Below are 25,127 nucleotides of genomic sequence, written 5' to 3'. Positions count from 1 at the left end.
AATTTTCATTCGCCGTATAGAGGTTATAGCTGTATCATGACCAAACAACTTTGCCGGATGCGATCGTCACGACCGGCCAGCCTTGCAGCTTCCAACCGATAAACGGTGTATTTTTGCTGCGCGATACGATCTCTTCTTTCAATACTTCATGCCCATTCTCCAGGTCGACGATTGTGATGTCAGCTATGCTGCCGACATTCAATGTTCCGTATGGAAGGCCGAATACGTCTGCCGGTTTGGCTGTCATGCGATCGATCAGGAAGCCGAGTGTCCACTTGCCGGTGAGTACGAATTTTGTATACAACAGAGGGAATGCCGTTTCAAATCCGAGGATGCCGAATGGCGCCAGCTGCATGCCCCGCTCTTTCTCCTCCTCGCTATGCGGTGCGTGGTCGGTAACGATCATGTCGATCGTTCCGTCCTCCAGACCTTCAATGACTGCCTGCACGTCGCGCGGCGAGCGCAAAGGCGGGTTCATTTTCCAGTTCGCGTCCAGCCCTGGAATATCTTCGTCGGAGAGCACGAGGTGATGCGGACATACCTCAGCAGTTACTTTAATTCCGAACTGCTTTGCATGCCGGATCAAGCGAACCGATTGCTCCGTGCTTACGTGGCACACGTGGTAGTGAACGCCAGTCGCTTCCGCCAGCAGCACGTCGCGGCCAACATGAATCGCTTCGGACTCGTTCGGAATCCCCTTCAGTCCGTGCTTCTTGGCGAACGCGCCTTCGCTTACCGGCGCGCCCTCAACGAGCGTGTTATCCTCGCAGTGCGCGATGATCGGCATGCCGAGCGATGCGGCTAACGCCATCGCATCTTTCATCATTTGGGCGCTTTGCACGCCGACGCCGTCATCCGTGTAGCCGATGACGCCAGCTTCCTTCAGCGCGGCAAAATCCGTCAACTCGCGGCCCAGCTCGTTCTTCGTGATGCAGCCGTACGGAATAACGCGAACGACACCCTCTGTCGCGGCTTTATCCTTTATGTAGTTCACGGTATCGACCGTGTCGATAACCGGTCTCGTGTTCGGCATGCATGCGATTGTAGTGAAGCCGCCTCTCGCTGCGGAACGCGTTCCTGTAGCGATATTCTCTTTATGCTCAAAGCCAGGTTCGCGCAGATGAACGTGCATGTCGATGAAGCCCGGCGCAACCAGTTTGCGAGCGACGTCAATCACTTCATGCCCGTCCGTGTTCGGTGCAGCGCCAGCGCCGGCTTCCACGACTTGCGCAATCTTGTCATTTTCGATGAAGATATGCTTTTTCGCTTGTACATTGTTTGCATCCACCGTTAGTCCGTTCAAAATCCAAATACCCATGATAACGTTGTGCCTCCCTATATTGATTTGGCGTCTATTTATGATAAAGCTCTCTCGATGACCGCCATGCGGATCGGTACCCCATGAGCGATTTGCGTGAATATTTTTGACTTCTCGTGTTCAACCAATTCGTCATCCAGCTCTACGTTGCGATTCACCGGAGCCGGGTGCATAATGATCGCGTGCGGCGCCATTCGGCTTGCCCGCTCCACGGTTAACCCGTACTGCTCGCGGTATTCCTCGGCTGAACGGATGATGCCTTTATCATGACGCTCGAGCTGCACGCGCAGCATCATAACTACATCAGCCTTCAGCGCTTCGTCGATGGAGACGTAAGGAGCAAACTCAGCCAGCTCAGGAGCTTGCATGTTAGCAGGTGCGCAGAATTGCACTTTCGCGCCCAGAGCCAGCAGCCCCCATAGATTCGAGCGAGCTACGCGGCTGTGCAGGATGTCTCCGACGATAGAGACGGATAGTCCTCTGATTTCACCGAACTGCTTGCGCATCGTGTAGAAATCGAGAAGCGCCTGGGTGGGATGCTCATTGTTGCCGTCTCCGGCGTTAATCAGCGGCACTTTGATTTTCTCAGCAAGCTCAGCCAATACACCAACTGGCTTCAAGCGGATCACTCCGGCGTCAATGCCCATCGACTCGAGCGTTCTCACTGTATCGTAGATCGACTCTCCTTTTTGCACGCTGGACTCCGCTGCTGAGAAATTGAGCACATCGGCTCCCAGCCGTTTTTGCGCCAGTTCAAAGGAGAATCGGGTTCTTGTACTATTTTCAAAAAAAAGGTTGGAAACGAATTTGCCTTGCAGGTGGTTCGTCACCTTCACCGGATATTGTTCCCAATAAGCGGCGCGATCCAGAATGCTTGTGATTTCCCCCCCGCTAAGTCCTTTCAATCCCAGAAAATGTTTGGTTGTTTGTACGTCCACCATGCTCACTCCAGTTTCCCCCTCTGTTGAAGTATGATCACTTGGTCTTTGTCGTCAATCTCGGTTAGCAGCACTTCAATGCTCTCACTCTTGGAGGTAGGTACGTTCTTGCCCACATAGTCGGGGCGGATCGGCAGTTCGCGATGCCCTCTGTCCACCAGCACCGCGAGTTGAATCATCTGCGGTCTGCCCAGATCGATCAAAGCGTCCATTGCTGCTCTTACGGTGCGCCCGGTAAAGAGCACGTCATCGAAAAGGATCACCTTACGGTCTTGAATTTGCAGCTTACCGCCTTCCTGCACGTCCTCCACCGATTTGACCTTAACCCGGTCGTCGCGATAAGAGGTGATGTCGATCTCGCCCACGGGAACTGGCACGCCTTCGATTTCAAGTATCCGCTCAGCAACCCGCTTGGCTAAATAAATGCCCCGGGTCCGAATCCCGATCAAGGTGCAGTTCTCTACGCCTTTATTCTTTTCCAGTATCTCATGCGCAATCCGCGTCAACGCTCTGCGAATGCCCATTTCATCCATAATGCTGTGTTCAGCTGTCTCGGTCATCATTTCATCACTCCTAAGAGTTTTCTGTAGGAAACTTGCATGTGCAAACAGCATCTACATGAAATTGCGGTATAAAAAAACTCCCTGCCATGTATTGGCAAGGAGTTGTGCGTGCACAAAGATACAGAGCGGGTCATTAGGATGCGCACATCCTTATGCTTGTTCATATACCGAATACTCGATCCGGCATATCCCGTCTTTTCTTAACGACTACCTTGCCAGCCTCTCTGGACTGTTTTTAAAGGTACATATTCGATTAAAAGAATTATCCCATTTTCGACACGATAAGTCAATATGTTATTCAGCCTTCCGTTGACTTCACGTTTTTATCGTCAAACAAGCACACTTGCTTATAGTCACCAATGCGGGAAAGAATATCAAGCAGTTGGGAGCGCATCTCCATAGACAAAGGCTCCATCATCTTCTCCGTAACTTGTCTGGACGCTTCACGCGCTTTTTCTAATAACGCCGGAGCCGTCTCCGTTAACTGTAAAAGCGTCGCGCGTCGATCTGTCGGATCCGGAAGGCGCACAAGCAGACCTTCTTTCTCAAGAGCATCGACAAACTGCGTTACGGTAATCGCTCTGATACCCATTTTTTGAGCCAAATCATTCATTCGAATAGGTCCGAACTCAGACACAGCCCCCAACACACGCAGTCTGGGTCCTGTTAAATAAGAAGGTATGCCTAATGCCGATGAGCCCGCTTCGAACTCATGGCGTATATGATGAGCCGTTCGGATGATGGCATGAACAACCTCAGAAGCTGTAGGACCAGCCTCACCAGGAGGCTTGTGCGATTCCATAGATCAGTTCCTCCTTGACGTTTGAAAATGGATTAAGTAAACTGAAGGTAATAACTAAGGTTACTTACTATAAGCATACTTTATAATTATGTTACCCTAATTTTCTTCTTTTTGCAAAGCGTCTTTACAAAGATCCCAAAGCTGAGAGACTTTGAGCTACACTCAAAGATCCCTGTAACACCCCACAAAGTGACGCTAAGCTCTGAAGTTTATTCCGATTACTTTGCGGGGACCCCAAATGAATATTAGGAGGTAATCATGTTTAAACTGTTCCGGTTTTTAAAACCGTACAAAGTCGGAGTCTCTGCGGTTATTATTTTCATGCTGCTGCAATCGCTTGCTCAACTGTACCTGCCTACTCTGCTCGCTGACATTGTCGATATCGGTGTTGTGAAAGGGGACGTTCCTTACATCCTCAAATTCGGAGCTTACATGCTAATCGTTGCCTTGAGCGCAGGGGTATGTGTCGTGATTGCCAGCTACTTGCTGGCGCGGGCTGCGACTGGCTTCGGCCGGGATTTGCGCAGATCGGTATTCGCTCATGTGGAAAGCTTCTCCTTGGGCGAGTTCGATAAACTGGGCACTTCCTCACTCATCACGAGGACGACGAATGACATCGCGCAGGTTCAACAAGTTATCGTTATGATGCGTATGTTCATCGGAGCTCCAACCATGCTTGTCGGCGGGGTTATTATGGCGGTCTATAAAGACTTCAATCTTGCACTCGTTTTGATCGCGATTATTCCCATTCTCGCAATTTCCATCATTGCTATTATGCGAAAAGGGATACCGCTGTTTAAAGCTCTTCAAGTTAAAATCGACCAAATCAACCTGGTGCTTAGGGAAAATTTGACCGGCATCCGGGTAATCCGGGCTTTCAACCGGTCGGAACATGAGCAGCATAAATTCGAAAAAGCGAATCGTGATTATACGCAAACGGCGATCAAAGTCAATAATATCATGGCAACCATGATGCCTCTAATGATGCTGGTGTTTAATCTCGGCGTCGTCGTGATCCTCTGGTACGGAGGTATCCGGATCGATAACAACCAAATGCAAATCGGCGATTTGATGGCTTTTATTCAATACGCCATGCAAATCATGTTCTCCATGTTTATGATGACGATGATATTCGTCATGATTCCTCGGGCCTCTGCCTCCGCTGTACGTATTAATGAAGTTTTGAATATGGAATCGATCGTTCGCAATCCGGAAAGTGCGAAAACCTTGCCCCGTGGTCGCGGTGCAGTCGAATTTCATCAAGTTTCCTTCAGTTACCCAGGTGCCGAGCAGCCTGCCATTCGGGATATTTCATTCCGCGCGGAACCGGGTGAAGTGACCGCGATCATCGGCGGAACCGGATCAGGTAAAACAACGCTGATTAATCTGCTGCTCCGCTTCTATGATGTAGATAGCGGCCGGATTGAGGTTGGCGGTGAACCTCTGAAGTCGCTGGATCTCGACAGTTTGCGGGAGGCGATCGGTTATGTGCCGCAAAAAGCCGTTCTTTTCTCCGGCACCTTCGCTGACAATATCCGCTATGGTCGTGAAGAAGCCAACGAGACTGAGATTTTGCATGCCGCCCAAATCGCGCAAGCTGCAGAATTCATCCAAGAGATGAAGGATAGCTTTCAGTCCGTGCTGGCGCAGGGCGGAACGAATTTATCGGGCGGACAAAAGCAGCGCCTCTCCATTGCCCGTGCGTTGGCCCGCAAACCAAGCATCTATGTGTTCGACGACAGCTTCTCTGCGCTTGATTTCAAAACGGATGCGAAATTGCGGGCTGCGCTAAAAGCCGAAACCAAGGACGCAACGATGATTATTGTTGCACAGCGCGTCAGCACCATTATGGACGCTGATCGGATTCTCGTGTTGGAAGACGGGCGGATCGCCGGTATGGGTACTCATGCTGAGCTGATGAAAAGCTGCAAAGTTTACCAAGAAATCGTCGCTTCCCAGCTGTCAGAGGAGGAAATCGCATGAGTGAAAAATCCAAAGATACGCGGCCTGCCGCTGGCGTGGGACCTGCACAATTTGGTCGCGGCGGTATGGGCGCAATGGGGATGCCTGTGCAAAAAGCCAAAAACTTCAAAGGCACATTAAAACGACTGCTTCGTTACATGATGCCTTTCCGAATCTCTTTGACGCTGGTATTTGTAACGGCAGTTCTAAGCACCGTGTTCAGTATCGTAGCTCCGAAGCTCATGGGGGACGCAACGACGATTCTATTTGAAGGATCCGTCGCAAAGCTGAAAGAAGTTGCCGGCGCTAGGATCGATTTCGATGCGATATTCCAAATCGCGATCATCCTGGCGGCGCTTTATATATTCAGCTCCGTTTTGATGTATATTCAGCAATGGATCATGGTGGGCGTCACGCAAAAGATCGTTTATAATCTGCGCGAGCAGATCAGTGATAAGCTTACGCGCGTCCCGCTTTCCTTCTTCGATTCACGCAGTCACGGCGATACCATGAGCCGGGCAACGAACGATGTGGAGACGATCAGCTCGACGATGCAGCAAAGCTTAACCCAGCTCATCACATCTCTAGTTACTGTGCTGGGCATCGTAATCATGATGCTGACGATCAGCCCGCTGCTCACGCTGGCGACCATTATTACACTGCCGCTCAGCATTCTGGGGACGAAGATGATTGCGTCACGCTCGCAAAAGTATTTTAAAGGACAACAACAAACGCTTGGAGCGCTTAATGGCCACGTTGAAGAAATGTATACCGGGCATACGATCGTTAAAGCATTCGGGCAAGAAAAGAAGTCAGTCGAACGTTTTAATGAGATTAACGACAAGCTGTACCAATCAGGCTGGAAAGCTCAATTCATCTCGGGATTGATCTTCCCGCTCATGTCGTTTATCGGCAACATCGGCTATGTTCTGGTCAGTGTTATCGGGGGTATTATGGTGACCGGGGGCTCCATCAAAATCGGAGATATTCAAGCGTTCATTCAATACTCCGGACAGTTCGGAATGCCGATTACCCAGGTGGCGAATATCGCCAACGTCATCCAATCGACTATCGCGGCTGCGGAACGCATTTTCGAACTGCTGGATGAACCGGAAGAAGTACAAGATTTGACAATTGCGAAGCCAAACAAACATGTCAAAGGTCATGTTAAATTTGATCATGTCGCGTTCTCTTACAAAGAAGAAGCTCCACTGATTCAAAACATGAATATCGATGTTCAGCCCGGTCAAACGGTTGCCATTGTTGGACCTACCGGCGCCGGCAAAACGACTATCGTAAATCTTCTTATGCGGTTCTATGAACTAAAAGGCGGAACCATTTCCATTGACGGTGTAGATACGCGTAACATGGTACGCAGCGATCTTCGTGCGCTGTTCGGCATGGTGCTCCAAGACACCTGGCTCTTCAACGGCACGATTCGCGATAATATCGCTTACGGTCGTGATGGCGCTACGGAAGCCGAGATCGTCAGCGCTGCCAAAGCGGCCTATGCCGACTACTTCATTCGAACGCTTCCTGATGGCTACGATACCATTCTCAATGAGGAGGCTTCGAACCTGTCCCACGGGCAAAAGCAGCTTTTAACGATTGCGCGCGCGATCTTGGCCGATCCTGCCATCCTCATCCTCGATGAAGCGACTAGCAGCGTAGATACGCGAACCGAAGTTTCGATCCAGCGCGCCATGAGCAATTTGATGGAAGGCCGAACAAGTTTCGTCATCGCTCACCGGCTTTCGACAATACGAGATGCAGACCTGATCCTTGTGATGAATCATGGTTCCGTCATTGAACAAGGCACTCATGAGCAGCTTCTTGAGCAAAATGGTTTCTACGCAGATCTGTACAACAGTCAATTCGCGACAGCATCCATTACGCAAGAGGCAGGTTGACAAGCAAGCGAGCGGTTCAACTCCAGAGTGAGTTGGACTGTTCTTTTTTTCATACGATAGTCTGCCTTAATCTACATCCGGAGACCTAAAAGCCCTTCTTTTCGACCAAAAAAGTCAACTTCCCTCTTAAACGGATTGGCTGAAATGCCGCCTTTCTGATAATATAGGAGAGTCAATCTAAATCAAGCGGATGCTTACGATGCAAGTTTTGCGCCGCAAAACTCAAAGGAGATGGAACCATGAGTGAAATGAATACGCTAGAAATTATCCAGTTTATCAAAGAAAGCAAAAAAAAGACTCCCGTTAAAGTATATGTAAAAGGAAATCTCGAATCGATCGACTTCGGCGAAGGAAGCCAATCCTTCATTTCCGGCGGCAGCGGCGTTGTTTTCGGCGAATGGAGCGTTATTCAGCCAATTCTCGAAGCTAACAAATCACTTGTTCAAGATTTCGTTGTCGAAGCAGACCGTCGCAATTCCGCGATCCCTATGCTCGACCTGAAGCCAATTAATGCCCGCATTGAGCCAGGCGCGGTTATTCGCGATAAAGTACATATCGGAGATAACGCAGTCATTATGATGGGCGCACTCATCAACATCGGCGCATCGGTTGGCGACGGAACGATGATCGATATGAACGCCGTTCTTGGCGGACGCGCACAAGTAGGCAAAATGTGTCATATCGGCGCAGGCGCAGTTGTTGCAGGCGTTATCGAACCGCCATCCGCACAACCTTGCGTGATTGAGGATGATGTGCTCGTTGGCGCTAACGCTGTTATTTTGGAAGGCGTACGCATCGGTAAAGGCTCTGTAGTTGCTGCAGGCGCCATCGTAACGCAAGACGTTGAAGAATATACCGTCGTTGCAGGAGCCCCTGCTCGCGTTATTAAAAAAGTGGACGATAAAACAAAGTCCAAAACGGAAATTTTACAAGATCTTCGTACCCTGTAAGATGTTTGGGAGGGATTCGACATGGCTAGCCCATTCGTAGAGCTGCGCCGCCAGCTTCACCAAATACCTGAGCCCGGCTTTCAGGAATTCAAGACACAGCAGCTGCTCTTGGATACGTTAGCCCGGCTGCCTCAGGACAGAATGATAATCCGCACTTGGCGGACAGGCATTCTGGTGTATATTGCCGGCACGAACCCCAAGAAGCGGTACGGCTACCGCGCAGATATGGACGGGCTCCCCATCACGGAAGAGACGACTCTTCCGTTCCCTTCCCAGCACCCTGGTTATATGCACGCTTGCGGGCATGACCTGCATATGTCGATCGGGATGGGTGTTATAGCTCACTTCGCTAACGAACCTATGCAGGATGACCTGGTTGTGTTTTTTCAACCGGCTGAAGAAGGGCCTGGCGGCGCGTTGCCAATGCTTGCGGCTGAAGAGCTGCAGGATTGGAAGCCTGATCAGATCGTGGCGCTGCACATCGCTCCGGAGTACCCTGTTGGCACCATTGCCACCAAGCCGGAGATTTTGTTTGCGAATACGTCCGAGCTGTTCATTGACCTTCTCGGTAAAGGCGGCCATGCGGCTTACCCGCATCAGGCGAATGATATGATCGTTGCTGGTGCGCAAATGGTCGGTCAGCTGCATACGATCGTCTCCCGCAATGTGAATCCGCTCGATTCGGCCGTTATAACGATCGGCAAGATGGAAGCCGGGACGAAGCAGAACATCATCGCGGAAAAAGCACGCTTGGAAGGTACGATCCGTACCCTGTCCGCCGATTCTATGGCAAAGATCAAAAAACGTATCGAAGCCGTAGCTTCCGGAATCGAAAGCTCCTACGATTGCAAAGTAACTATTGATTACGGTTCAAATTATCGCCAAGTCTATAATGATCCTGCATTGACTGAGGAATTCATGGACTGGCTCCGCGGTAATGACAACATTCATCTCATTGAATGTACGGAAGCAATGACCGGTGAAGATTTCGGCTACTTTTTGGAACAAATCCCCGGCTTTATGTTCTGGTTGGGTGTAGATACCCCACACGGGCTGCACCATGCCAAAATCGAGCCGGACGAGCGGGCGATTGATATCGCCATCGAGACCATCACCGCTTATCTGCGTCATCATTCGAGCAGGTAGAGCAAAAAACCTCCAATCCCGCTATTTTAGTGGATTAGGAGGTTTTTTTGCATGCTCTGATGTATCGATTAAGACAACTTATTGATAAACCGCTCGACACGGTCCAGTGATTGTTCAAGCACTTCCTGCGAGTAAGCGTAGGATATGCGAATATAGCCTTCCCCGTAAGAAGTGAACGCATCGCCGGGAACTACGGCTACATGCTCCTCTTGCAGCAGCCGCATGGCAAACTCTTGCGATTTCAGCCCGAAGCGGGCGATCGAGGGGAACAGATAAAACGCTCCGTTCGGCTTTTCCAGCTCGAAGCCCATAGACATCAGCCGGTCGTATACATAATCTCTGCGAGCTTCATATGCATTTCGCATAGGCAGTGCGTCATCTACTCCGTTCGTCAATGCTTCTAAGGCAGCATACTGGCTTACGGAGCTAGCACAAGTCACGTTATACTGATGAACTTTCACCATATGCTCCGTTAAGAATGCAGGTGCAAGCGTGAATCCAATGCGCCAGCCTGTCATTGCATGGGATTTGGAAAGACCGTTTATCACAATTGTTTTCTCGCGCAGTTTCCCTGTGGTAGCGATGGAGCGATGGTTCTCTCCATATACAAGCTCACTATAGATCTCGTCGGATAATATAAACAGGTCCCGATCTTCAAGCAGCTGAGCTAAATCCGACAATTCCCGTTCCGCCAACACTTGCCCTGTCGGGTTGGATGGGTAACATAGAATGACACAGCGGGTGTTAGCGGTTATATGAGGTTCTAATAAATCAGCTGTTAATTTAAGCCCATTCGCTCTCGTGTCAACATAAACCGGAACCCCTCCGGCCAATCGAATTAGCGGCTCATAGCCCGGGTAAATCGGTGCAGGAATGATCACCTCGGCGCCTGGTGTCAAGATGGTACGCAGCGTAATGTCTACCGCTTCGCTTGCGCCAACCGTTACAATAATTTCATCTGCTGCGCGGTAGTGCTGTCCATATTTATTCCGGACGAAGCCGGATGCCGCTTCACGCAGCTCTAACAAGCCAGGATTCGGCGTATAGACCGTTTTATTTTGCTCTAATGCCCGTTGACCCGCTTCAATAATATGCCGCGGCGTCGGAAAGTCGGGCTGGCCAATGGTTAAGGTCAAAGCACCTGGAATGGTGCTGACGAGGTTGGATATTTTGCGTATGCCTGAGATTTGAATATCTTTTACTTGTGGATTAATGAGATGCTCCATCTGTTTCATTCCTCTCCCCTAGAGGTTTCCTTTTGGAAAACTTGCTTCGTAAGCATCGGCTGGATGAATGCTACGATGTCCTCAAAATATGGAGAAGATGCTCCATATCAGCAGGAAGCGGCGCTTCAAATTGCATGGTTTCCCCTGTTCTCGGATGTACAAAGCCGAGTGCCGCGGCATGCAGGGCTTGACCGTTTGTTTCCATCGTGATGCCTTTGCTTCTTCCGTACATGGGATCGCCGACAAGCGGGTGGCCAATAAATTTCATATGGACCCTAATTTGATGCGTCCTGCCGGTTTCAAGCTTCAACTCAACCAATGTGCAATCGGCGAATCGCTCAAGAACAACAAAATGGGTAACTGCATGTTTGCTGTTGCGGTCGGTTACCGTATACATTTTCCGATCATGTGTATCTCTGCCGATTGGCGCATCTATCGTTCCATGCTCATGCTGAATCGTGCCATGAACGATAGCTACATATTTGCGATGTACCGTATGTGCTTTCAGCTGATCGGCCAGACTCGCGTGGGCTTTATCATTCTTTGCAGCCATGATTAAGCCGGATGTGTCTTTATCAATCCGGTGTACGATGCCTGGACGAAGCTCGCCGTTAATGCCGGATAAATCTTTGCAATGATACATCAGTGCATTGACCAAAGTACCCGAGTAATGGCCGGGAGCCGGGTGTACCACCAGTCCCCTTGGCTTGTTGACCACGATGACATCCGAATCCTCGAATACAACGTTCAAAGGAATGTCCTCTGCAATTAGCTCGACATCCGTAGGTTCCGGAATATGCAAAGCAATGAAGTCATTTTCAGACAGCTTGTAATTCGGCTTAATCGGTTTTTCGTTAACTTTAACGTGCCCCTCTTTTACCCATTGCTGCACTTGTGTCCGGGATACATCTTCTTCCAATGCTTCTGTGATGAATTTATCGATACGTTCACCGGCGTATTGCCGTTCAACCGTCCATTCAACAGCTTCGCTTGATGCTGATTCAGGAGAGGTCTGGTTTATGTTCATGAGCAGCTCCTTTTTTCTCTTTTCTCCATACAAGCAGTGACTCCAAGAAAATCAGGATAACCCCGATAACGATGGCCGAATCAGCTAAATTGAAAATCGGATAAATATAATAAATCGCTTTACCGAACAAGCTGAAATCGAACGTAAATTGCAAGAAATCAACAACTTCCCCGAACAGTGCCCGATCCAAAAAATTGCCAAGCGCTCCGCCTAAAAGCAGGCTTAGCGCGAAAGACAGCAATACTTTACCTTCACGAATCGTGCGGCGGATGTACCATATAATACCAACAACCACGATAAGCGTGATAATAATGAAAAACCATCTTTGATTCTGTAAAATGCCGAACGCCGCTCCGCGGTTGCGATGTGATGTAATGACGAAAAAATCACCGATAACGGAACGTTCCTCGCCAATGGGAATACGTTTCACAATCATCCACTTCGTTGCTTGATCGAGCAAAAATACAATTAAAGCATATAAGTAATACTTCACTTAAGTTCCTCCTAAGTCATCCTTATATTCAAGGAATTACCTCACTAAAAAAAGCTTCCACTCGGCACTATAACGGTATGGATTATTCCGCAAGAAGGGAGCTGTGCCGCCATGAACCATCTGACCGAGCAGCAAATAAGAGAATTAAACCTGCAGTTATTGGAGGAAAAGCTGGATCTCGAACGGCGCGTTGACGCCAATGATAATTTTGGCTTGTCCAACTCATTTGTAGACACTACCGGCGAACTTTCGATGTATGATAATCATCCTGGCGATATTGCTACAGAAATTTACGAGCGAGAAAAAGACATTTCTTTAAATGAGCATGCTGAATTTCATCTTCGCCAAGTCAATGAAGCGTTGACTTTTATGGAAAAGGGTGAATATGGTGTTTGCGTGTTTTGCAAAAGTCCGATACCTTTTGAACGTCTGCAAGCCATTCCTACCACTCTTTATTGTTTGGAGCATGTTCCCGATCCAAATGAGTCTGAACGAAGACCTAAAGAAGAATCGTTTCTCCACCCGCCATTTGGCCGAACCAGCATGGACGAGCATGATAACGAAACCGAGTTCGACGGTGAAGACGCCTGGCAAATTGTTGAAAGCTGGGGAACATCGAACAGTCCCGCATTTGCAGAAGATCCGAATGTCGGAGACTACAATGAGATGTACATTGAAGCAGACGAACATGAAGGCTTCGTCGAATCATTTGAAAGCTTCGTTGCAACCGACATGTATGGCGATCACGTGACGATTGTACGAAGCAAAGCATACCGTGATTACTTGCACAATGGCGAGGGTGATCCCCTGCTGGTGCCTGAAGATTCGTATGACCTCGAAGACGACTAATTTGCGGGGGCCCCGTTATGGACAAACGAGCTTCGCTCAGATGACGATAGCTCGTTTGTACTAATTAAACTACTCGTGATAGTGAGCCGTTACGACATCATTGCATCGGACGCATAGCGTTGGATGCTCTTTACTGTGCCCAACCTCTGGCGTCACTATCCAGCAGCGCTCGCACTTCTCGCCTTCGGCTACAGCAACTATAATCGCTGTCTCTTTCGACTGATAAGCCCCTTCCGGTACTGCCGTTCCCGGTCCATGCACTTGAACCGCCGAAACGATGAACAATTGATCCAATTGTTCAAATTGACTGAGTAAGTTATAAACCTGCTCATTGGGATAAAGGTGAACAGCAGCTCCTAGAGAGTTTCCGATGACCTTCTCTTTCCGCGCTTCTTCTAAAGCTTTCAGCACTTCATCTCTGACATCCAGGAAGCTATCCCATTTATTTTCCAGTTCCTCATCGTAAAGTTTCGTTTGTACTTCAGGCAATTCAGCAATCTGTACGCTGCTCAGCTCAACTCCCGGAATGTACTTCCACACTTCGTCAGCAGTGAATGCAAGAATTGGAGAAATTAATTTAGTGATTGCCGTAAGAGCTTCGTACAATACCGTTTGTGAAGCTTTACGCGCGGCATCGTCAGGCGCTCCAGCGTATAAACGATCCTTAATAACATCCAGATAGAACGAGCTCATTTCCACTGCACAGAAATGGTGAATCGTTTGGTAAACCACATGGAACTCATAATTTGCGTAAGCTTTGACAACTTTGTCAATCATGCGGTTCAGGCGGATCAACGCATAACGGTCAAGTTCTGACAAGCTCTCAGCAGCTACGCGGTCCGTCGCAGGATTGAAATGGCTCAGGTTTCCGAGCAGGAAGCGTAATGTGTTGCGGATTTTGCGATATACTTCAGTTGTTTGATTCAGAATGTTATCCGAAATCCGGTGATCGGATTGATAATCGACTGAAGACACCCATAGACGAAGGATATCTGCTCCGAGCTTGCCTGCAACTTGCGTTGGATCAATCGTATTACCGATCGATTTGGACATCTTGCGTCCCTCTCCATCCAACGTAAATCCGTGGCTTAGGATGCCTTTATACGGCGATTGGCCTCTCACTGCGACACCTGTAATTAAAGAAGAGTTAAACCACCCGCGATATTGGTCTGAGCCTTCCAAATACAGATCAGCCGGCCATTGCAACTCCGGACGGGATTCGAGAACAGCGACATGGCTTGAACCGGAATCGAACCATACGTCCATGATGTCCGTTTCTTTGCGAAAGTCTCCATGACCACATTTTGAGCACGTCGTACCATGCGGCAGAAGCTCCTTCTCATCCTTGATAAACCAAGCGTTCGAACCTTCTTTGGCGAAAAGCTGAGCTACATGCTCAATCGTTTGCTCATTAACTAGCGGCTCATTACAACTGCGGCAGTAGAAAATCGGAATCGGCACGCCCCAAGCGCGTTGTCTTGAGATACACCAGTCCCCACGTTCGGCGATCATATTATGCAATCGAACTTCGCCCCAATTCGGCGTCCAGTCGACTTTCTTGATCTCTTCGAGCATTTCGCTTCTGAATTTATCGATGGAAGCAAACCATTGCTCTGTAGCACGATAAATAACGGGTTTCTTTGTACGCCAGTCATGTGCGTACTGATGCTGGATTTCTCCAACTTTGAGCAGTAGTCCGGATTCCTGCAGCTTCTCGATCACGAGCTTGCCGCCTTTTTCGTAGAACATGCCTTCGAACCCTGGGGCTTCCGCTGTAAAATGACCTTGATCATCTACAGGACAAAGTACGCCGATGTTGTAGCGCTGACCGATCGCGAAGTCGTCTTCCCCGTGGCCCGGAGCCGTATGCACGCAGCCAGTACCCGCTTCGAGCGTTACATGCTCGCCGACCATTATGAGCGATTCCCGATCGTAAAAAGGATGCTGGCAAGTTACATATTCCAGCTCGCTGCCTTTGATTGTTGAAAGGATTTCTACGTCCGTCCAGCCGATTTCTTTAGCCGCTGTTTCTAACAAGCCTTGCGCCAGCACATATTTCTTACCTGCTACCTGCACAACAGCATAATCGAATTCAGGGTGCAAAGAGATCCCTAAGTTCGCAGGTAAAGTCCAAGGCGTTGTCGTCCAGATAACGATTGCAGCATCCTGCGGCAGCTTGCCTTTGCCGTCTTTGACAGGGAATGCCACATAGATGGAAGACGATGTCTTCTCTTTGTACTCGATTTCCGCTTCGGCTAGCGCGCTTTCGGAAGACGGAGACCAATAAACAGGCTTCAACCCTTTGTAAATGTATCCTTTTTGCACCATTTGACCAAAAACCCGAATTTGCTGAGCTTCATATTCAGGCTGCAGCGTGATGTAAGGGTTCTTCCAGTCGCCGCGGATACCCAGTCGTTGGAACTGACTCTTCTGTTTTTCCACCCATTGCAGTGCGTATTCTTCGCAATATTTGCGGAATTCATGGACAGACATTTTCTTGCGGTCCACTTTGCCGCCGTTGGTGATGGCTTGCTCAATTGGCAATCCGTGCGTGTCCCAGCCTGGCACATAAGGTGCATCATAGCCTTGCAGCGTTTTGAAACGCACAATAATGTCCTTCAATACCTTATTCAGCGCATGTCCGATATGAATGTCGCCATTCGCGTACGGAGGGCCGTCATGCAAAATGAACTTCTCGCGTCCTTTACGGCTCTCCTGTACTTTAGCGTAGATATCCTCATCATCCCAGCGTTCTTGAATTTTCGGTTCCGCTTGCGGCAAGTTGCCTCTCATCGGGAACTCCGTTTGCAATAAATTCAATGTTTTTCCATAATCCATACTCAACCACTCCATTCCTGCCATACTAAAATGCGTTAAAACCATAAAATAAGTGTTAAAAAAGTTCGCTTTCAGAACCGAGAAGGTTGGACGACATCTGGAGAAGGAGGAACGGAGCGAGATGTGAGTACCGGACTTCCCAGGTTCGTTCAAGATTCGATGTCGAGCAGCATTCCTGAATAGCTTCGTTATCAAAGTGGACTTTTTTAACAACCTATAAAACAAAAAAACCTCTCATCCCAAAAGGGACGAGAAGCTCATCTCGCGGTACCACCCTCGTTAAAAAGCCTAAAATGCAAGCCTTCAGGCATGCAGTTCTCATAAGCTCTTTCACTCGATCATGGATAACGGCATGACCCGATTCTCTCTACTTGATTCAAGAGACGCTCCTGGGGGATATTCGGCACGCTGCAGAGATTAGGCTCACACCAAAACCCTAATTCGCTGACACTGCGGTAACGTCCTACTCGTTCCAGTCATCGCTTTGCATTCAATACATTTAACAGGAGTATAACGAATTCATCAGGCAGAGTCAATATAGACGAACCCCCAATAGTGAAGAGATCATTAGAAGCTATTTCCTAAATGTCGCCTAGAGGCGCTGTACTTACTCTGCTTGTTGGTGGTCCATCTGCATGCTCTGCCAGCCTTCTGTGTTCAACAGCTCAAGCTGTGCTTCCAGCAAAGTCCGGAAACGCGTACGATAAATGGACGCCTGTTTCTTCAACTCTTCAATCTCAAGCGCCACTTTGCGGGAGCGTGCTAACGATTCGTTAATGATGCGGTCTGCGTTCTTCTCCGCTTCTTTCAAGATAAGCTGCGCTTCTTTCTTGGCGTTGTTTCTCACTTCATCCGCGGCCTCTTGAGCAACGATTATCGTTTTGCTGAGCGACTCCTCGATATTCGAAAAATGATCCAACCGTTCTTGCAGGGTTACCGTTTGATTCTGCAGGTCTTTATTTTCTCGAATCAGCGCTTCGTAATCTTTGATAACCTGATCCAAAAATTCATTCACTTGATCCTCGTCATAACCGCGGAAAGAGCGGGAAAATTCCTTGTTATGTATGTCAAGCGGTGTTAATGGCATTCGTGCCCCTCCTTAGAGTTTTCGTAGAAAACTTACTTCGTAAGCAATCCTTTACATGATCAGTTCGACAGAAACCAATAAATTCCTGCATTGTTCGTGAATAAATTCTCCACCATCATGCGTATTTGCCGATCTTCACACGTATTCGCCCTTTTTTGGTAACACCTTCCACCTCAATCACCTTGAAACGTCCGAATCCTTGCAATGACACTATATCGCCTTCTTTGAGCGGCTTGCTCGGGTCTTCTTCCAGTTTCCAATTAACGCGGCAGCGCCCGGCTTGAATCGGAATCAGCACTTTGGTCCGACTTAGCCGGAATACATCGCTTACAATACCATCCATTCGCATGGAAGCCACAGATAAGTTAAGCTCGTCCAACTGCACATTCGCAAGCTCCAGCTTATCCAACGGGAGCAGCTCAGTTTGAACATGTACCCTGTGTACTTGCGATAAATTCAAATGCAAATAATCGGCAGCATCCTTAGCTACGAGACAGTGACAGCCACCCTCTATAACATGAATATCGCCAACCTTGTCCCGCTTCATGCCGAGACCAAGAATGGCGCCCATGTAATCTCCATGTTCTAAGGTCAAGAACTTCCCGTCACCCGAAGAAACCGACAATACGGCGATGCCCATATCCTCATTGTCTAAAGCGCGGTAATCCGGTGCAATAATCGCCCTCTTGCGTTCAGCAGCCGGATAGCCGCCATCTATGCGGCAATGTACATCCGGATTACGGTTCACCAGCGTAGTCAAGATAAAGGCCTGTCTCGGATCCAAAAAGTCAGTCCGCTTCACAGCATGCTGCGAAGCGGCTCGTTCGACCCATTCCAATGCTTTATCGACAAAATGGTATTCATCCGGATGAAAATGACCATAAATTTCTTTTTGCAAGGCTAAAACACTCCAACTACAAACTTAATCACAGCCAGAATCCCCAATACAACAAAGCGAAGTGCAATGAGGGCTACGATTGGCGAGAGATCAATAAATCCAATGGTCGGAATAATTTTACGGAATGGACGTAAATACGGTTCAACCACCTTCCCGAGAAGCTCGCCGATGAAGCTATCACGCGCGTTGGGAAACCATGAGAGGATCAAATACCCGATAATCATGAAATAATAAATTTCCATCAAAATGCCAAGATAATACTCAACGTATGCCACGTATAAATCCACCTTTATGTCAGGATATGCGCCTATTCCTCGCCCATCATTTCGGAGATGTGACCATGAATATCAACCGAATCCGGCGTGCATAGAAAGATATTCGGTCCCAGCTTGGAGATAGACCCATTTAAAGCATATACCGTTCCGCTTAAGAAATCCACTATGCGGACGGCTTGGTCGCCACGCACTCGCTGCAGGTTCACCACGACCGCTCTTCGGGAGCGAAGATGATCGGCGATATCCTGTGTTTCTTCGTAAGTACGGGGTTCACTCAGCACAACGCGAGCATTTTTCTGCGAATGAATGCTGACGACGTTTGCTTTATTTTTACTACGTAAGTCATAAGGATTGGTTTCAGGTTCTTCAGTGGCTTCAACAATTCGTTCACGCTCTACAATCTCTTCTTCTTCCTGAAGACCAAGAAAATTCATAAATTTGTTCATGACACCCACTGCATTTCCCTCCTTGTCATATCGATTACACTAAAGCTCTTTACCTACTAGGATGGTTCCTAATCGTACCCACGTAGCCCCTTCTTCAATGGCCACTTCAAAATCCCCGGACATCCCCATCGATAGCTCGGTGATCTCGTAGGGGAAGATTTTCTGTTCATTCAGGCGGTCTCGAAGCTCTCTAAGGCCTCGGAATACAGGTCTGGTCGCCTCAGCCTCCATTTCATAGGGAGCCATGGTCATCATACCTGCAATATGTATGTTTTTCATTTTGCTAACTTCCAAGGCAAATTCGAGGAGATTTCCCGGTGCCAACCCGTATTTGGATTCCTCACCGGATACGTTGACTTGCAGCAGGCATTTCACTTGAATGCCTAGAGCTGCAGCCTGCTTGTCCAGTTCTTTGGCGAGCGACATGCGGTCAAGAGAATGGATGTAGGCGAACTTGCCAATAACATCCTTCACTTTGTTCGTTTGCAGATGCCCGATGAAATGCCAGGTTCCCCGTTCATGAAGTGCTTCCCATTTGGGCTTCACATCCTGCCAGCGGTTCTCACCGATGTGGAGAAGACCCTCGTCCAAGACGGAACTCGTTGTTTCCAGCGAGACATATTTCGTAACAGCGATTACTTTAACTTCTTCTTCCGGACGCCCGGACCGCTGGCATGCAGCTGCGATTCGGGTATGAACATCATGTATTCGTTCACGTAAACTCAATTTGATAGGCACCTCTATTCAACACATTGCCGGGAAATGGGGTACTTCAAGTGATTCCAATCCAAGCAACCATTCTACCTGTAGTTCCGCCTTCTTTCCGATGTGAAAAGAATCTGTTAGTGCTACAGCTCGTACATAACTGAGTTACTTCGATATGTAACGACAAAATTCCTGCTTGCTCGATTAAAATTCGGTTTAATACTTGTAAATTCAGCAAATACTTCCCGTTCTCTTTTGACTGAATGATTTGCTGAGTGAGATTGGCAGGAGCGCCAATGTCTGAAAGAACCTCTCGCACACGGGCAGCAACCGTATCATCTACCTCATAACAGCAAGCGCCGATCGACGGACCGATGGCTGCACGAATGTGTTCCGGCCGGCTACCAAAAGTATGTGTCATTGAGGATATTGTAGCCATGGAAATTTTTAGTACAGTACCCTTCCAACCGGCATGCGCAAGTCCAACAACCTGCTTTACAGGGTCATAAAAATAGAGTGGCACACAATCAGCAAATTGGGCGCATAGAATTATGCCTTTCTCATTCGTAATGAAACCGTCTTTAGCTTGGATAGCCTCTTCACGCGTCAGCCTGCCCAAGCCTTTCTCTTGTTTACTCACGACGATGACATCATTCCCATGCACTTGTTCCGCATAAGTGAATGATTCGAATGGCTGACCGATAGCTTCAGCCAGCAGCATCCGGTTCTTAACCACATGTTCTGGAATATCATTTACGTGCAGCCCGCAATTCAAAGACGTATAGGGCGGCCCGCTCACGCCGCCGTGGCGTGAGGTAAAGCCAGCTGTCATTCCAGGATACTGATTCATCCATCTTTCTATTGTAAAAAGGACTGGCTGATCATCCTTCTTTTGTTCCACGAACGGCTCCACGCATGTCTCTCCCTTGAATATCAATCTACACCATTACTTTATCATAAAATGGAAAGACACACGATAGTCGCTCAGCTTGCTGACCGCAGCTGGCTTTAGCACGTGTGCCCCGAATTAATTTCGGAATTGCCGGTTGTATTCATACACCTGCTCATTTTCTTCGGTTTGACGGTAAGGCCTTGCATCTTCAAGTTTGACGAGCACGACATCCGCACCTATTTTTACAATATGTTTCCACGGAATAATGACATCTGTTCCAGAGCCAAACAATCCGAAAAACCGGCTTTGGTTAGGAACCACAATCGATTCAATACGGCCTTGGCGCAAATCCAGCTCCAGATCGCTGATCTGGCCAAGCTTCTTGCCATCCACGATATTAATGACATCCTTTGTCTGGAAATCGGATATTTTCATGAAGCTATTCACCACCACGAATCTTCAAAGGATTTTGACCTGCTTTGTACTAGTATATGTAGGACGTGGGTAAAATGTCCTGCCAAACCAAAAAAAGACCTTCACGGCTCGCCTGCAGCCGATCCAGTCTTTATGTAAATGCTTTAGGTTTTCACATGTTTCTGCATTTGGGATATGGCCGATTTCTCCAGCCTGGACACTTGCGCTTGGGAAATGCCGATTTCGTCGGCAACTTCCATCTGAGTCTTGCCTTCAAAGAAACGCATGGATAGAATCATCTTCTCCCTCGCATTCAGCTTTCGCATCGCCTCACGCAGCGCAATACCCTCGATCCAGGACATATCCTTGTTGCGCTCATCACTGATCTGATCCATCACATAGATCGGATCACCGCCATCATGATAGATCGGCTCGAATAACGAAACCGGATCTTGGATCGCATCCAGTGCGAAGACGACATCTTCTTTGGGAACATTCAGCGCCTCCGATATCTCATAAATGGTCGGTTCGCGCGAATTTTGGTTCGTCAAACTATCTCTGACCTGCAGCGCTTTGTAAGCAATATCCCTTAAGGAACGAGACACCCGAATCGGGTTATTATCGCGTAAGTAGCGGCGAATCTCACCGATAATCATCGGTACTGCATAAGTGGAAAATTTGACATTTTGGCTTAAATCAAAGTTATCAATGGCTTTCATTAAGCCAATGCAGCCAACCTGGAAGAGATCGTCCACGTATTCTCCCCGGTTATTGAACCGCTGAATCACGCTGAGAACCAGCCTGAGGTTCCCGTTCACTAATTTCTCTCTTGCAGCTCGCTCCTGTTTAGTCTGCAGCTCAGCGAATAGCTCGCGCATCTCAGCATTGGTCAGAACAGGCAGTTTGGCGGTATCAACACCACATATCTCGACTTTATTTCGGGTCACCGTGATTACCTCCCAAGGAGAAACATTACTGTTAATTATCCCCGTGAGTGATTGATTTATTCGTGCCATAACCGGTCTGTCCCTACTTGACAAAAAGGGGCTGACCTGCTCCCTCCCGTGACTGCTGAACAATTTCGTCATTGGCACCGGAAAAAAATTTTTTGCATCGAAAAAGAGAGGTCTCCCTCTCTTCTCACACCATTTTATTAAACTCCTTACGGAGCCTTTTGATAATGCGCTTTTCTAATCTGGATATGTACGACTGAGAAATACCGAGCAAATCCGCTACATCCTTTTGTGTCTTCTCTTCGCCATCCTGCAATCCGAAGCGCAGTTCCATAATAATGCGTTCACGCTCAGTCAACTTGTCGAGCGCTTTATGCAGCAGCTTCCGATCTACCTGCTCCTCGATGTTGCGGTAGATTGTGTCATTTTCCGTCCCGAGAACGTCTGACAGAAGGAGTTCGTTGCCATCCCAATCAATATTGAGCGGCTCATCGAAGGAGACCTCGGTGCGAATCTTGCTGTTACGGCGCAAATACATGAGTATTTCATTTTCAATACAACGCGAAGCGTAGGTTGCGAGCTTGATTTTCTTTTCAGGATCAAATGTATTCACTGCTTTTATTAATCCAATCGCACCTATGGAAACCAAATCCTCGATATTGATGCCGGTATTCTCAAATTTTCTGGCTATATACACAACCAATCGCAGGTTGCGTTCGATCAGCATTGCGCGAATCGCCGCATCACCGGACGGTAATTTTTCCAATAAATATTCTTCTTCTTCCCTTGTTAATGGCGGCGGAAGCGCCTCACTGCCACCTATGTAATAGATTTCTTCGCCTTTGAGCCCTAAGAACATTAATATGCGATAATAAGTAAGTTGCAACAGCAGTTTCCACTTCAAGAGCATGTTAGTTTCCTCCTAAGAGTTTTCCGTAGGAAAACTTGCATCGTAAGCATTCGCCGAGCTTTCCGTTGGAAAGCTTGCGTCGTAAGCATAAGCTGAGCTTTTCGTTAGAAAAGCTTGCATCGTTAGCATTGTCTGTAAACCATGAGGATCTGTCATACAAGCATTATCCGGCTGCAACGAGTGCGGGATGGATGATCGCTTGATAAGTGCCGTCGCTGCAAAGCTTCCCGCCATCGAGTCCGACAAGTACTTTAGATATTTCGATTTGCTTGTTGTTATGGGTTATCACCACCTTATCCGGTTTGATCGCGAGCATGAACTGCGTATTTCGATTTACACCCCGGTAAGGCACGAGACGCAAGCGATCCTGCCAAACAAACTCTTCTGTACCTAACCCGCTAATAATCTGGTCCACATCCGCAGAACGAATTCTTTGCAACCATTCCCCGGGTAGTACGTCACCCCATTCCGACACTTCCATGACCATGACAGGTGTTCTCGTGAGAGGATCATAGAGTTGGTTACCAGTATCGATAAGCCCTTTACAAGTAGCCTTGAATTCTTCCACGTGAATCGTCACTTCTGCCAAAAAGGTCGTTAGCTCTTCTCGCTGTTTAGTGCTCAAGAATACCGTTCGAAACCACCAAATAAGCGGAAAAAGCAGAACAAGTACAAAAATAAGTCCAACCTGCAATTGGAACACAGGTGCTCCTGATTGCGTGAAGACGATGCCCTTCATAACCTCCGATGACGACGACCAAACATAATGAATGCCGAACATACCTCCGGCAACAGCAAAGTTAACGAGAAGAAACGCACCCAGGTTTCGCAAAAAATTTTGTAGGCTGCCGAAACGAAAAGCTGTCATAATCATCCCAATACAAAATATACATTTCACAGAAAATGTAAATAAAAAAGAAGGAACGGGTAAAAACATCATGACCACATAAGTTGCGCCTAAAAAAGCCGAACCGGCAATTCTCCACCATTTGAACGATAGTTTCCGCGTTTTTGCCGTCACGATCAGCATGACTGCATCCATCAGGAAGTTCAACAGGAAAATGAGATCTGCATAAACAACCACAAATTCCTCACCTCCCAAAAACCGATGCCAATAAAAATACCAGAGCGGAATAAAGCTAGTTTTCTGGCGAAAACTCTAAGGTTCTAGACCAGTATAAAATAATCATATTTCAAAGTCTGTCTAAACTTGCTAGTTATTTGCAACTTTTTTTGTCAGTTGACGCGGCACTTGAAAAATATGTGAAGCCTGGTGAGAAGCAAAAAACCGAAGCCTCTACGTGTGTAGGGCTTCGGTCTCTTCATAAACAAAGTGTATTTATTTGTCGTTATTCCGACCACGGTTGCGCAGGAACGTCGGAATGTCTAGTTGGTCATTCGAAGGTTGGCTGCCGAAAGGTCGTAAGTTGTTCAAACGATTGTCAGAACCTGTTTCTTGCTGACTCGATACGGGACGTTTCACCTGTTGCTGCGTTGGTGCCGCCTTATGTTCGAAGCCGGTTGCAATGACAGTAACAAGAATCTCATCTTTCAGTCTATCATCAATAACCGCACCGAAAATCATATTAACCTCAATATCAGATGCAGAAGCAACAATGTCTGCCGCTTCATTGACTTCGTACAAGCTCAAATTCATACCGCCTGTGATGTTCATCAGTACACCACGAGCTCCTTCAATCGATGTCTCAAGGAGCGGGCTCGAGATCGCCTTCTTAGCCGCTTCCGCAGCGCGATTCTCTCCTGTAGCAACACCGATTCCCATGAGGGCCGAACCGCGTTCAGTCATGATCGTCTTAACGTCTGCAAAGTCCAAGTTAATCAAGCCTGGAACCGCAATCAAGTCGGAAATCCCTTGAACGCCTTGACGGAGGACGTTATCCGCTTCACGGAACGCTTCCAGCATCGGCGTTTTCTTATCGACGATTTCTAAGAGACGATCATTCGGAATAATGATCAATGTGTCGACTTTTTCTTTCAAAGCCGCGATACCTTGCTCTGCTTGCAATGAACGCTTACGTCCTTCAAACGTGAATGGACGGGTAACGACGCCAACCGTCAGCGCCCCGACTTCTTTGGCGATCTCTGCAATAACCGGAGCAGCACCAGTACCTGTGCCGCCTCCCATACCTGCAGTAACAAAAACCATGTCAGCGCCGCGAAGCGTGTTGAGAATAAGCTCTCTCGACTCTTCTGCAGCTTTCTTTCCTACATCAGGATTCGCCCCGGCACCCAGACCGCGTGTCAGCTTGTCCCCAATTTGCAGCTTGTGCTCCGATTTTGCAAGGTGTAAAGCTTGTGCATCCGTATTTACCGTAATAAACTCAACGCCTTTTACACCGTTCTCGATCATACGGTTCACCGCGTTACTGCCGCCGCCGCCTACACCGATGACTTTTATTTGAGCCAATTGGTCCATATCCAGATCAAATTCAAACATGCGAGCCATATCCCCCTAACTGTAATTCACTTGCCACTATTTTTACATCATTACGTTATAAACCGGA

24 protein-coding genes and 1 other annotated feature are annotated in these 25,127 nt (G+C 48.1%); of the genes, 5 read left to right on the top strand and 19 right to left on the bottom strand.

Annotated features, from left to right (window positions below; genetic code table 11):
- Positions 1–34: 34 nt before the first annotated feature.
- The 4 genes from pyrC to ICC18_RS03550 form a co-directional block, all read right to left on the bottom strand.
- Complete coding sequence (pyrC, locus tag ICC18_RS03565; protein ID WP_188172983.1) at positions 35–1,318, bottom strand: dihydroorotase; 1,284 nt, start codon at positions 1,316–1,318, stop codon at positions 35–37.
- Between the two features lie 38 nt (positions 1,319–1,356).
- Positions 1,357–2,259: an aspartate carbamoyltransferase catalytic subunit gene (locus ICC18_RS03560; RefSeq protein WP_188173219.1), complete on the bottom strand. Its 903-nt coding sequence runs from the start codon at positions 2,257–2,259 to the stop codon at positions 1,357–1,359.
- 2 nt (positions 2,260–2,261) lie between these two features.
- A complete protein-coding gene (gene pyrR / locus ICC18_RS03555) occupies positions 2,262–2,819 on the bottom strand; it encodes a bifunctional pyr operon transcriptional regulator/uracil phosphoribosyltransferase PyrR (protein ID WP_376745598.1) in 558 nt (185 codons plus the stop codon).
- A gap of 298 nt (positions 2,820–3,117) precedes the next feature.
- On the bottom strand, positions 3,118–3,621 hold the full coding sequence (locus ICC18_RS03550) for a MarR family winged helix-turn-helix transcriptional regulator (protein WP_188172982.1): 504 nt from the start codon (positions 3,619–3,621) through the stop codon (positions 3,118–3,120).
- Between the two features lie 258 nt (positions 3,622–3,879).
- On the opposite strand from ICC18_RS03550, the gene ICC18_RS03545 reads away from it, so the two are divergent.
- From ICC18_RS03545 to ICC18_RS03530, 4 genes are all read left to right on the top strand, one after another.
- Positions 3,880–5,604, top strand: a complete 1,725-nt coding sequence (locus tag ICC18_RS03545) for an ABC transporter ATP-binding protein (RefSeq protein ID WP_188172981.1) — start codon at positions 3,880–3,882, stop codon at positions 5,602–5,604.
- Entirely contained in the window at positions 5,601–7,493 is a 1,893-nt protein-coding gene (locus ICC18_RS03540) for an ABC transporter ATP-binding protein (protein WP_188172980.1), read from the top strand. The genes ICC18_RS03545 and ICC18_RS03540 overlap by 4 nt, the downstream gene beginning before the upstream one ends.
- 239 nt (positions 7,494–7,732) lie before the next feature.
- A complete protein-coding gene (gene dapD / locus ICC18_RS03535) occupies positions 7,733–8,443 on the top strand; it encodes a 2,3,4,5-tetrahydropyridine-2,6-dicarboxylate N-acetyltransferase (protein ID WP_188172979.1) in 711 nt (236 codons plus the stop codon).
- A gap of 21 nt (positions 8,444–8,464) precedes the next feature.
- Positions 8,465–9,589: an N-acetyldiaminopimelate deacetylase gene (locus ICC18_RS03530; protein WP_188172978.1), complete on the top strand. Its 1,125-nt coding sequence runs from the start codon at positions 8,465–8,467 to the stop codon at positions 9,587–9,589.
- Positions 9,590–9,657: 68 nt separating this feature from the next.
- Here the strand turns inward: ICC18_RS03530 and ICC18_RS03525 are convergent, their stop codons facing one another.
- From ICC18_RS03525 to lspA, 3 genes are all read right to left on the bottom strand, one after another.
- Entirely contained in the window at positions 9,658–10,815 is a 1,158-nt protein-coding gene (locus tag ICC18_RS03525) for an aminotransferase A (RefSeq protein WP_188173217.1), read from the bottom strand.
- Positions 10,816–10,885: 70 nt separating this feature from the next.
- Positions 10,886–11,842, bottom strand: a complete 957-nt coding sequence (locus ICC18_RS03520) for an RluA family pseudouridine synthase (RefSeq protein WP_188172977.1) — start codon at positions 11,840–11,842, stop codon at positions 10,886–10,888.
- The gene (gene lspA / locus ICC18_RS03515; RefSeq protein ID WP_188172976.1) at positions 11,817–12,335 is read right to left on the bottom strand and encodes a signal peptidase II; all 519 of its coding nucleotides are present in this window, start codon (positions 12,333–12,335) and stop codon (positions 11,817–11,819) included. Before lspA ends, ICC18_RS03520 begins: the two co-directional genes overlap by 26 nt.
- A 111-nt stretch (positions 12,336–12,446) precedes the next feature.
- On the opposite strand from lspA, the gene ICC18_RS03510 reads away from it, so the two are divergent.
- Positions 12,447–13,184 carry a TraR/DksA C4-type zinc finger protein gene (locus tag ICC18_RS03510; RefSeq protein WP_188172975.1) on the top strand — a complete coding sequence of 246 codons (738 nt, stop codon included), beginning with the start codon at positions 12,447–12,449 and terminating at the stop codon, positions 13,182–13,184.
- Between the two features lie 69 nt (positions 13,185–13,253).
- Here ICC18_RS03510 and ileS read toward each other — a convergent pair whose 3' ends face one another.
- The 12 genes from ileS to ftsZ all read right to left on the bottom strand — a co-directional run bounded on the left by ileS (position 13,254) and on the right by ftsZ (position 25,060).
- Positions 13,254–16,022, bottom strand: coding sequence for an isoleucine--tRNA ligase (gene ileS, locus ICC18_RS03505; protein ID WP_188172974.1), 2,769 nt, complete (start codon positions 16,020–16,022; stop codon positions 13,254–13,256).
- 241 nt (positions 16,023–16,263) lie between these two features.
- Positions 16,264–16,511 (bottom strand) — a binding site (T-box leader).
- Between the two features lie 118 nt (positions 16,512–16,629).
- On the bottom strand, positions 16,630–17,109 hold the full coding sequence (locus tag ICC18_RS03500) for a DivIVA domain-containing protein (protein ID WP_188172973.1): 480 nt from the start codon (positions 17,107–17,109) through the stop codon (positions 16,630–16,632).
- A gap of 115 nt (positions 17,110–17,224) precedes the next feature.
- The gene (locus ICC18_RS03495) at positions 17,225–18,007 is read right to left on the bottom strand and encodes a YlmH family RNA-binding protein (protein WP_188172972.1); all 783 of its coding nucleotides are present in this window, start codon (positions 18,005–18,007) and stop codon (positions 17,225–17,227) included.
- Between the two features lie 2 nt (positions 18,008–18,009).
- A complete protein-coding gene (locus ICC18_RS03490) occupies positions 18,010–18,282 on the bottom strand; it encodes a YggT family protein (protein ID WP_312029472.1) in 273 nt (90 codons plus the stop codon).
- A gap of 32 nt (positions 18,283–18,314) precedes the next feature.
- Positions 18,315–18,737, bottom strand: coding sequence for a cell division protein SepF (locus ICC18_RS03485; protein WP_188172971.1), 423 nt, complete (start codon positions 18,735–18,737; stop codon positions 18,315–18,317).
- Between the two features lie 30 nt (positions 18,738–18,767).
- Positions 18,768–19,454 (bottom strand): YggS family pyridoxal phosphate-dependent enzyme, encoded by a 687-nt coding sequence (locus ICC18_RS03480; protein WP_188172970.1) that lies wholly within the window; start codon positions 19,452–19,454, stop codon positions 18,768–18,770.
- Positions 19,455–19,500: 46 nt separating this feature from the next.
- On the bottom strand, positions 19,501–20,346 hold the full coding sequence (gene pgeF, locus ICC18_RS03475) for a peptidoglycan editing factor PgeF (RefSeq protein WP_188172969.1): 846 nt from the start codon (positions 20,344–20,346) through the stop codon (positions 19,501–19,503).
- Positions 20,347–20,460: 114 nt separating this feature from the next.
- Positions 20,461–20,760: a YlmC/YmxH family sporulation protein gene (locus ICC18_RS03470; RefSeq protein ID WP_188172968.1), complete on the bottom strand. Its 300-nt coding sequence runs from the start codon at positions 20,758–20,760 to the stop codon at positions 20,461–20,463.
- Between the two features lie 143 nt (positions 20,761–20,903).
- The gene (gene sigG / locus ICC18_RS03465) at positions 20,904–21,686 is read right to left on the bottom strand and encodes an RNA polymerase sporulation sigma factor SigG (RefSeq protein ID WP_134756195.1); all 783 of its coding nucleotides are present in this window, start codon (positions 21,684–21,686) and stop codon (positions 20,904–20,906) included.
- A gap of 193 nt (positions 21,687–21,879) precedes the next feature.
- Positions 21,880–22,602: an RNA polymerase sporulation sigma factor SigE gene (sigE, locus tag ICC18_RS03460; RefSeq protein ID WP_188172967.1), complete on the bottom strand. Its 723-nt coding sequence runs from the start codon at positions 22,600–22,602 to the stop codon at positions 21,880–21,882.
- Positions 22,603–22,765: 163 nt separating this feature from the next.
- A complete protein-coding gene (gene spoIIGA / locus ICC18_RS03455; protein WP_188172966.1) occupies positions 22,766–23,686 on the bottom strand; it encodes a sigma-E processing peptidase SpoIIGA in 921 nt (306 codons plus the stop codon).
- A 255-nt stretch (positions 23,687–23,941) separates the two neighbouring features.
- A complete protein-coding gene (gene ftsZ / locus ICC18_RS03450; RefSeq protein WP_188172965.1) occupies positions 23,942–25,060 on the bottom strand; it encodes a cell division protein FtsZ in 1,119 nt (372 codons plus the stop codon).
- Between the last annotated feature and the right edge of the window lie 67 nt (positions 25,061–25,127).

The sequence above is a fragment of the Paenibacillus sedimenti genome, from assembly GCF_014534655.1.
Lineage (GTDB): Bacteria > Bacillota > Bacilli > Paenibacillales > NBRC-103111 > Paenibacillus_E > Paenibacillus_E sedimenti.
The sequence above is the reverse complement of the archived record's forward strand: the minus strand, read 5'-3'. Positions and strand labels throughout refer to the sequence as shown.

What these genes read in the sequence shown, in the direction of transcription:
- pyrC (WP_188172983.1), bottom strand. Translation starts at nt 1,318, where the DNA reads ATGGGTATTTGGATTTTGAACGGACTAACGGTGGATGCAAACAATGTA.
- ICC18_RS03560 (WP_188173219.1), bottom strand. Translation starts at nt 2,259, where the DNA reads ATGGTGGACGTACAAACAACCAAACATTTTCTGGGATTGAAAGGACTT.
- pyrR (WP_376745598.1), bottom strand. Translation starts at nt 2,819, where the DNA reads ATGATGACCGAGACAGCTGAACACAGCATTATGGATGAAATGGGCATT.
- ICC18_RS03550 (WP_188172982.1), bottom strand. Translation starts at nt 3,621, where the DNA reads ATGGAATCGCACAAGCCTCCTGGTGAGGCTGGTCCTACAGCTTCTGAG.
- ICC18_RS03545 (WP_188172981.1), top strand. Translation starts at nt 3,880, where the DNA reads ATGTTTAAACTGTTCCGGTTTTTAAAACCGTACAAAGTCGGAGTCTCT.
- ICC18_RS03540 (WP_188172980.1), top strand. Translation starts at nt 5,601, where the DNA reads ATGAGTGAAAAATCCAAAGATACGCGGCCTGCCGCTGGCGTGGGACCT.
- dapD (WP_188172979.1), top strand. Translation starts at nt 7,733, where the DNA reads ATGAGTGAAATGAATACGCTAGAAATTATCCAGTTTATCAAAGAAAGC.
- ICC18_RS03530 (WP_188172978.1), top strand. Translation starts at nt 8,465, where the DNA reads ATGGCTAGCCCATTCGTAGAGCTGCGCCGCCAGCTTCACCAAATACCT.
- ICC18_RS03525 (WP_188173217.1), bottom strand. Translation starts at nt 10,815, where the DNA reads ATGGAGCATCTCATTAATCCACAAGTAAAAGATATTCAAATCTCAGGC.
- ICC18_RS03520 (WP_188172977.1), bottom strand. Translation starts at nt 11,842, where the DNA reads ATGAACATAAACCAGACCTCTCCTGAATCAGCATCAAGCGAAGCTGTT.
- ICC18_RS03510 (WP_188172975.1), top strand. Translation starts at nt 12,447, where the DNA reads ATGAACCATCTGACCGAGCAGCAAATAAGAGAATTAAACCTGCAGTTA.
- ileS (WP_188172974.1), bottom strand. Translation starts at nt 16,022, where the DNA reads ATGGATTATGGAAAAACATTGAATTTATTGCAAACGGAGTTCCCGATG.
- ICC18_RS03500 (WP_188172973.1), bottom strand. Translation starts at nt 17,109, where the DNA reads ATGCCATTAACACCGCTTGACATACATAACAAGGAATTTTCCCGCTCT.
- ICC18_RS03470 (WP_188172968.1), bottom strand. Translation starts at nt 20,760, where the DNA reads ATGAAAATATCCGATTTCCAGACAAAGGATGTCATTAATATCGTGGAT.
- sigE (WP_188172967.1), bottom strand. Translation starts at nt 22,602, where the DNA reads ATGCTCTTGAAGTGGAAACTGCTGTTGCAACTTACTTATTATCGCATA.
- ftsZ (WP_188172965.1), bottom strand. Translation starts at nt 25,060, where the DNA reads ATGTTTGAATTTGATCTGGATATGGACCAATTGGCTCAAATAAAAGTC.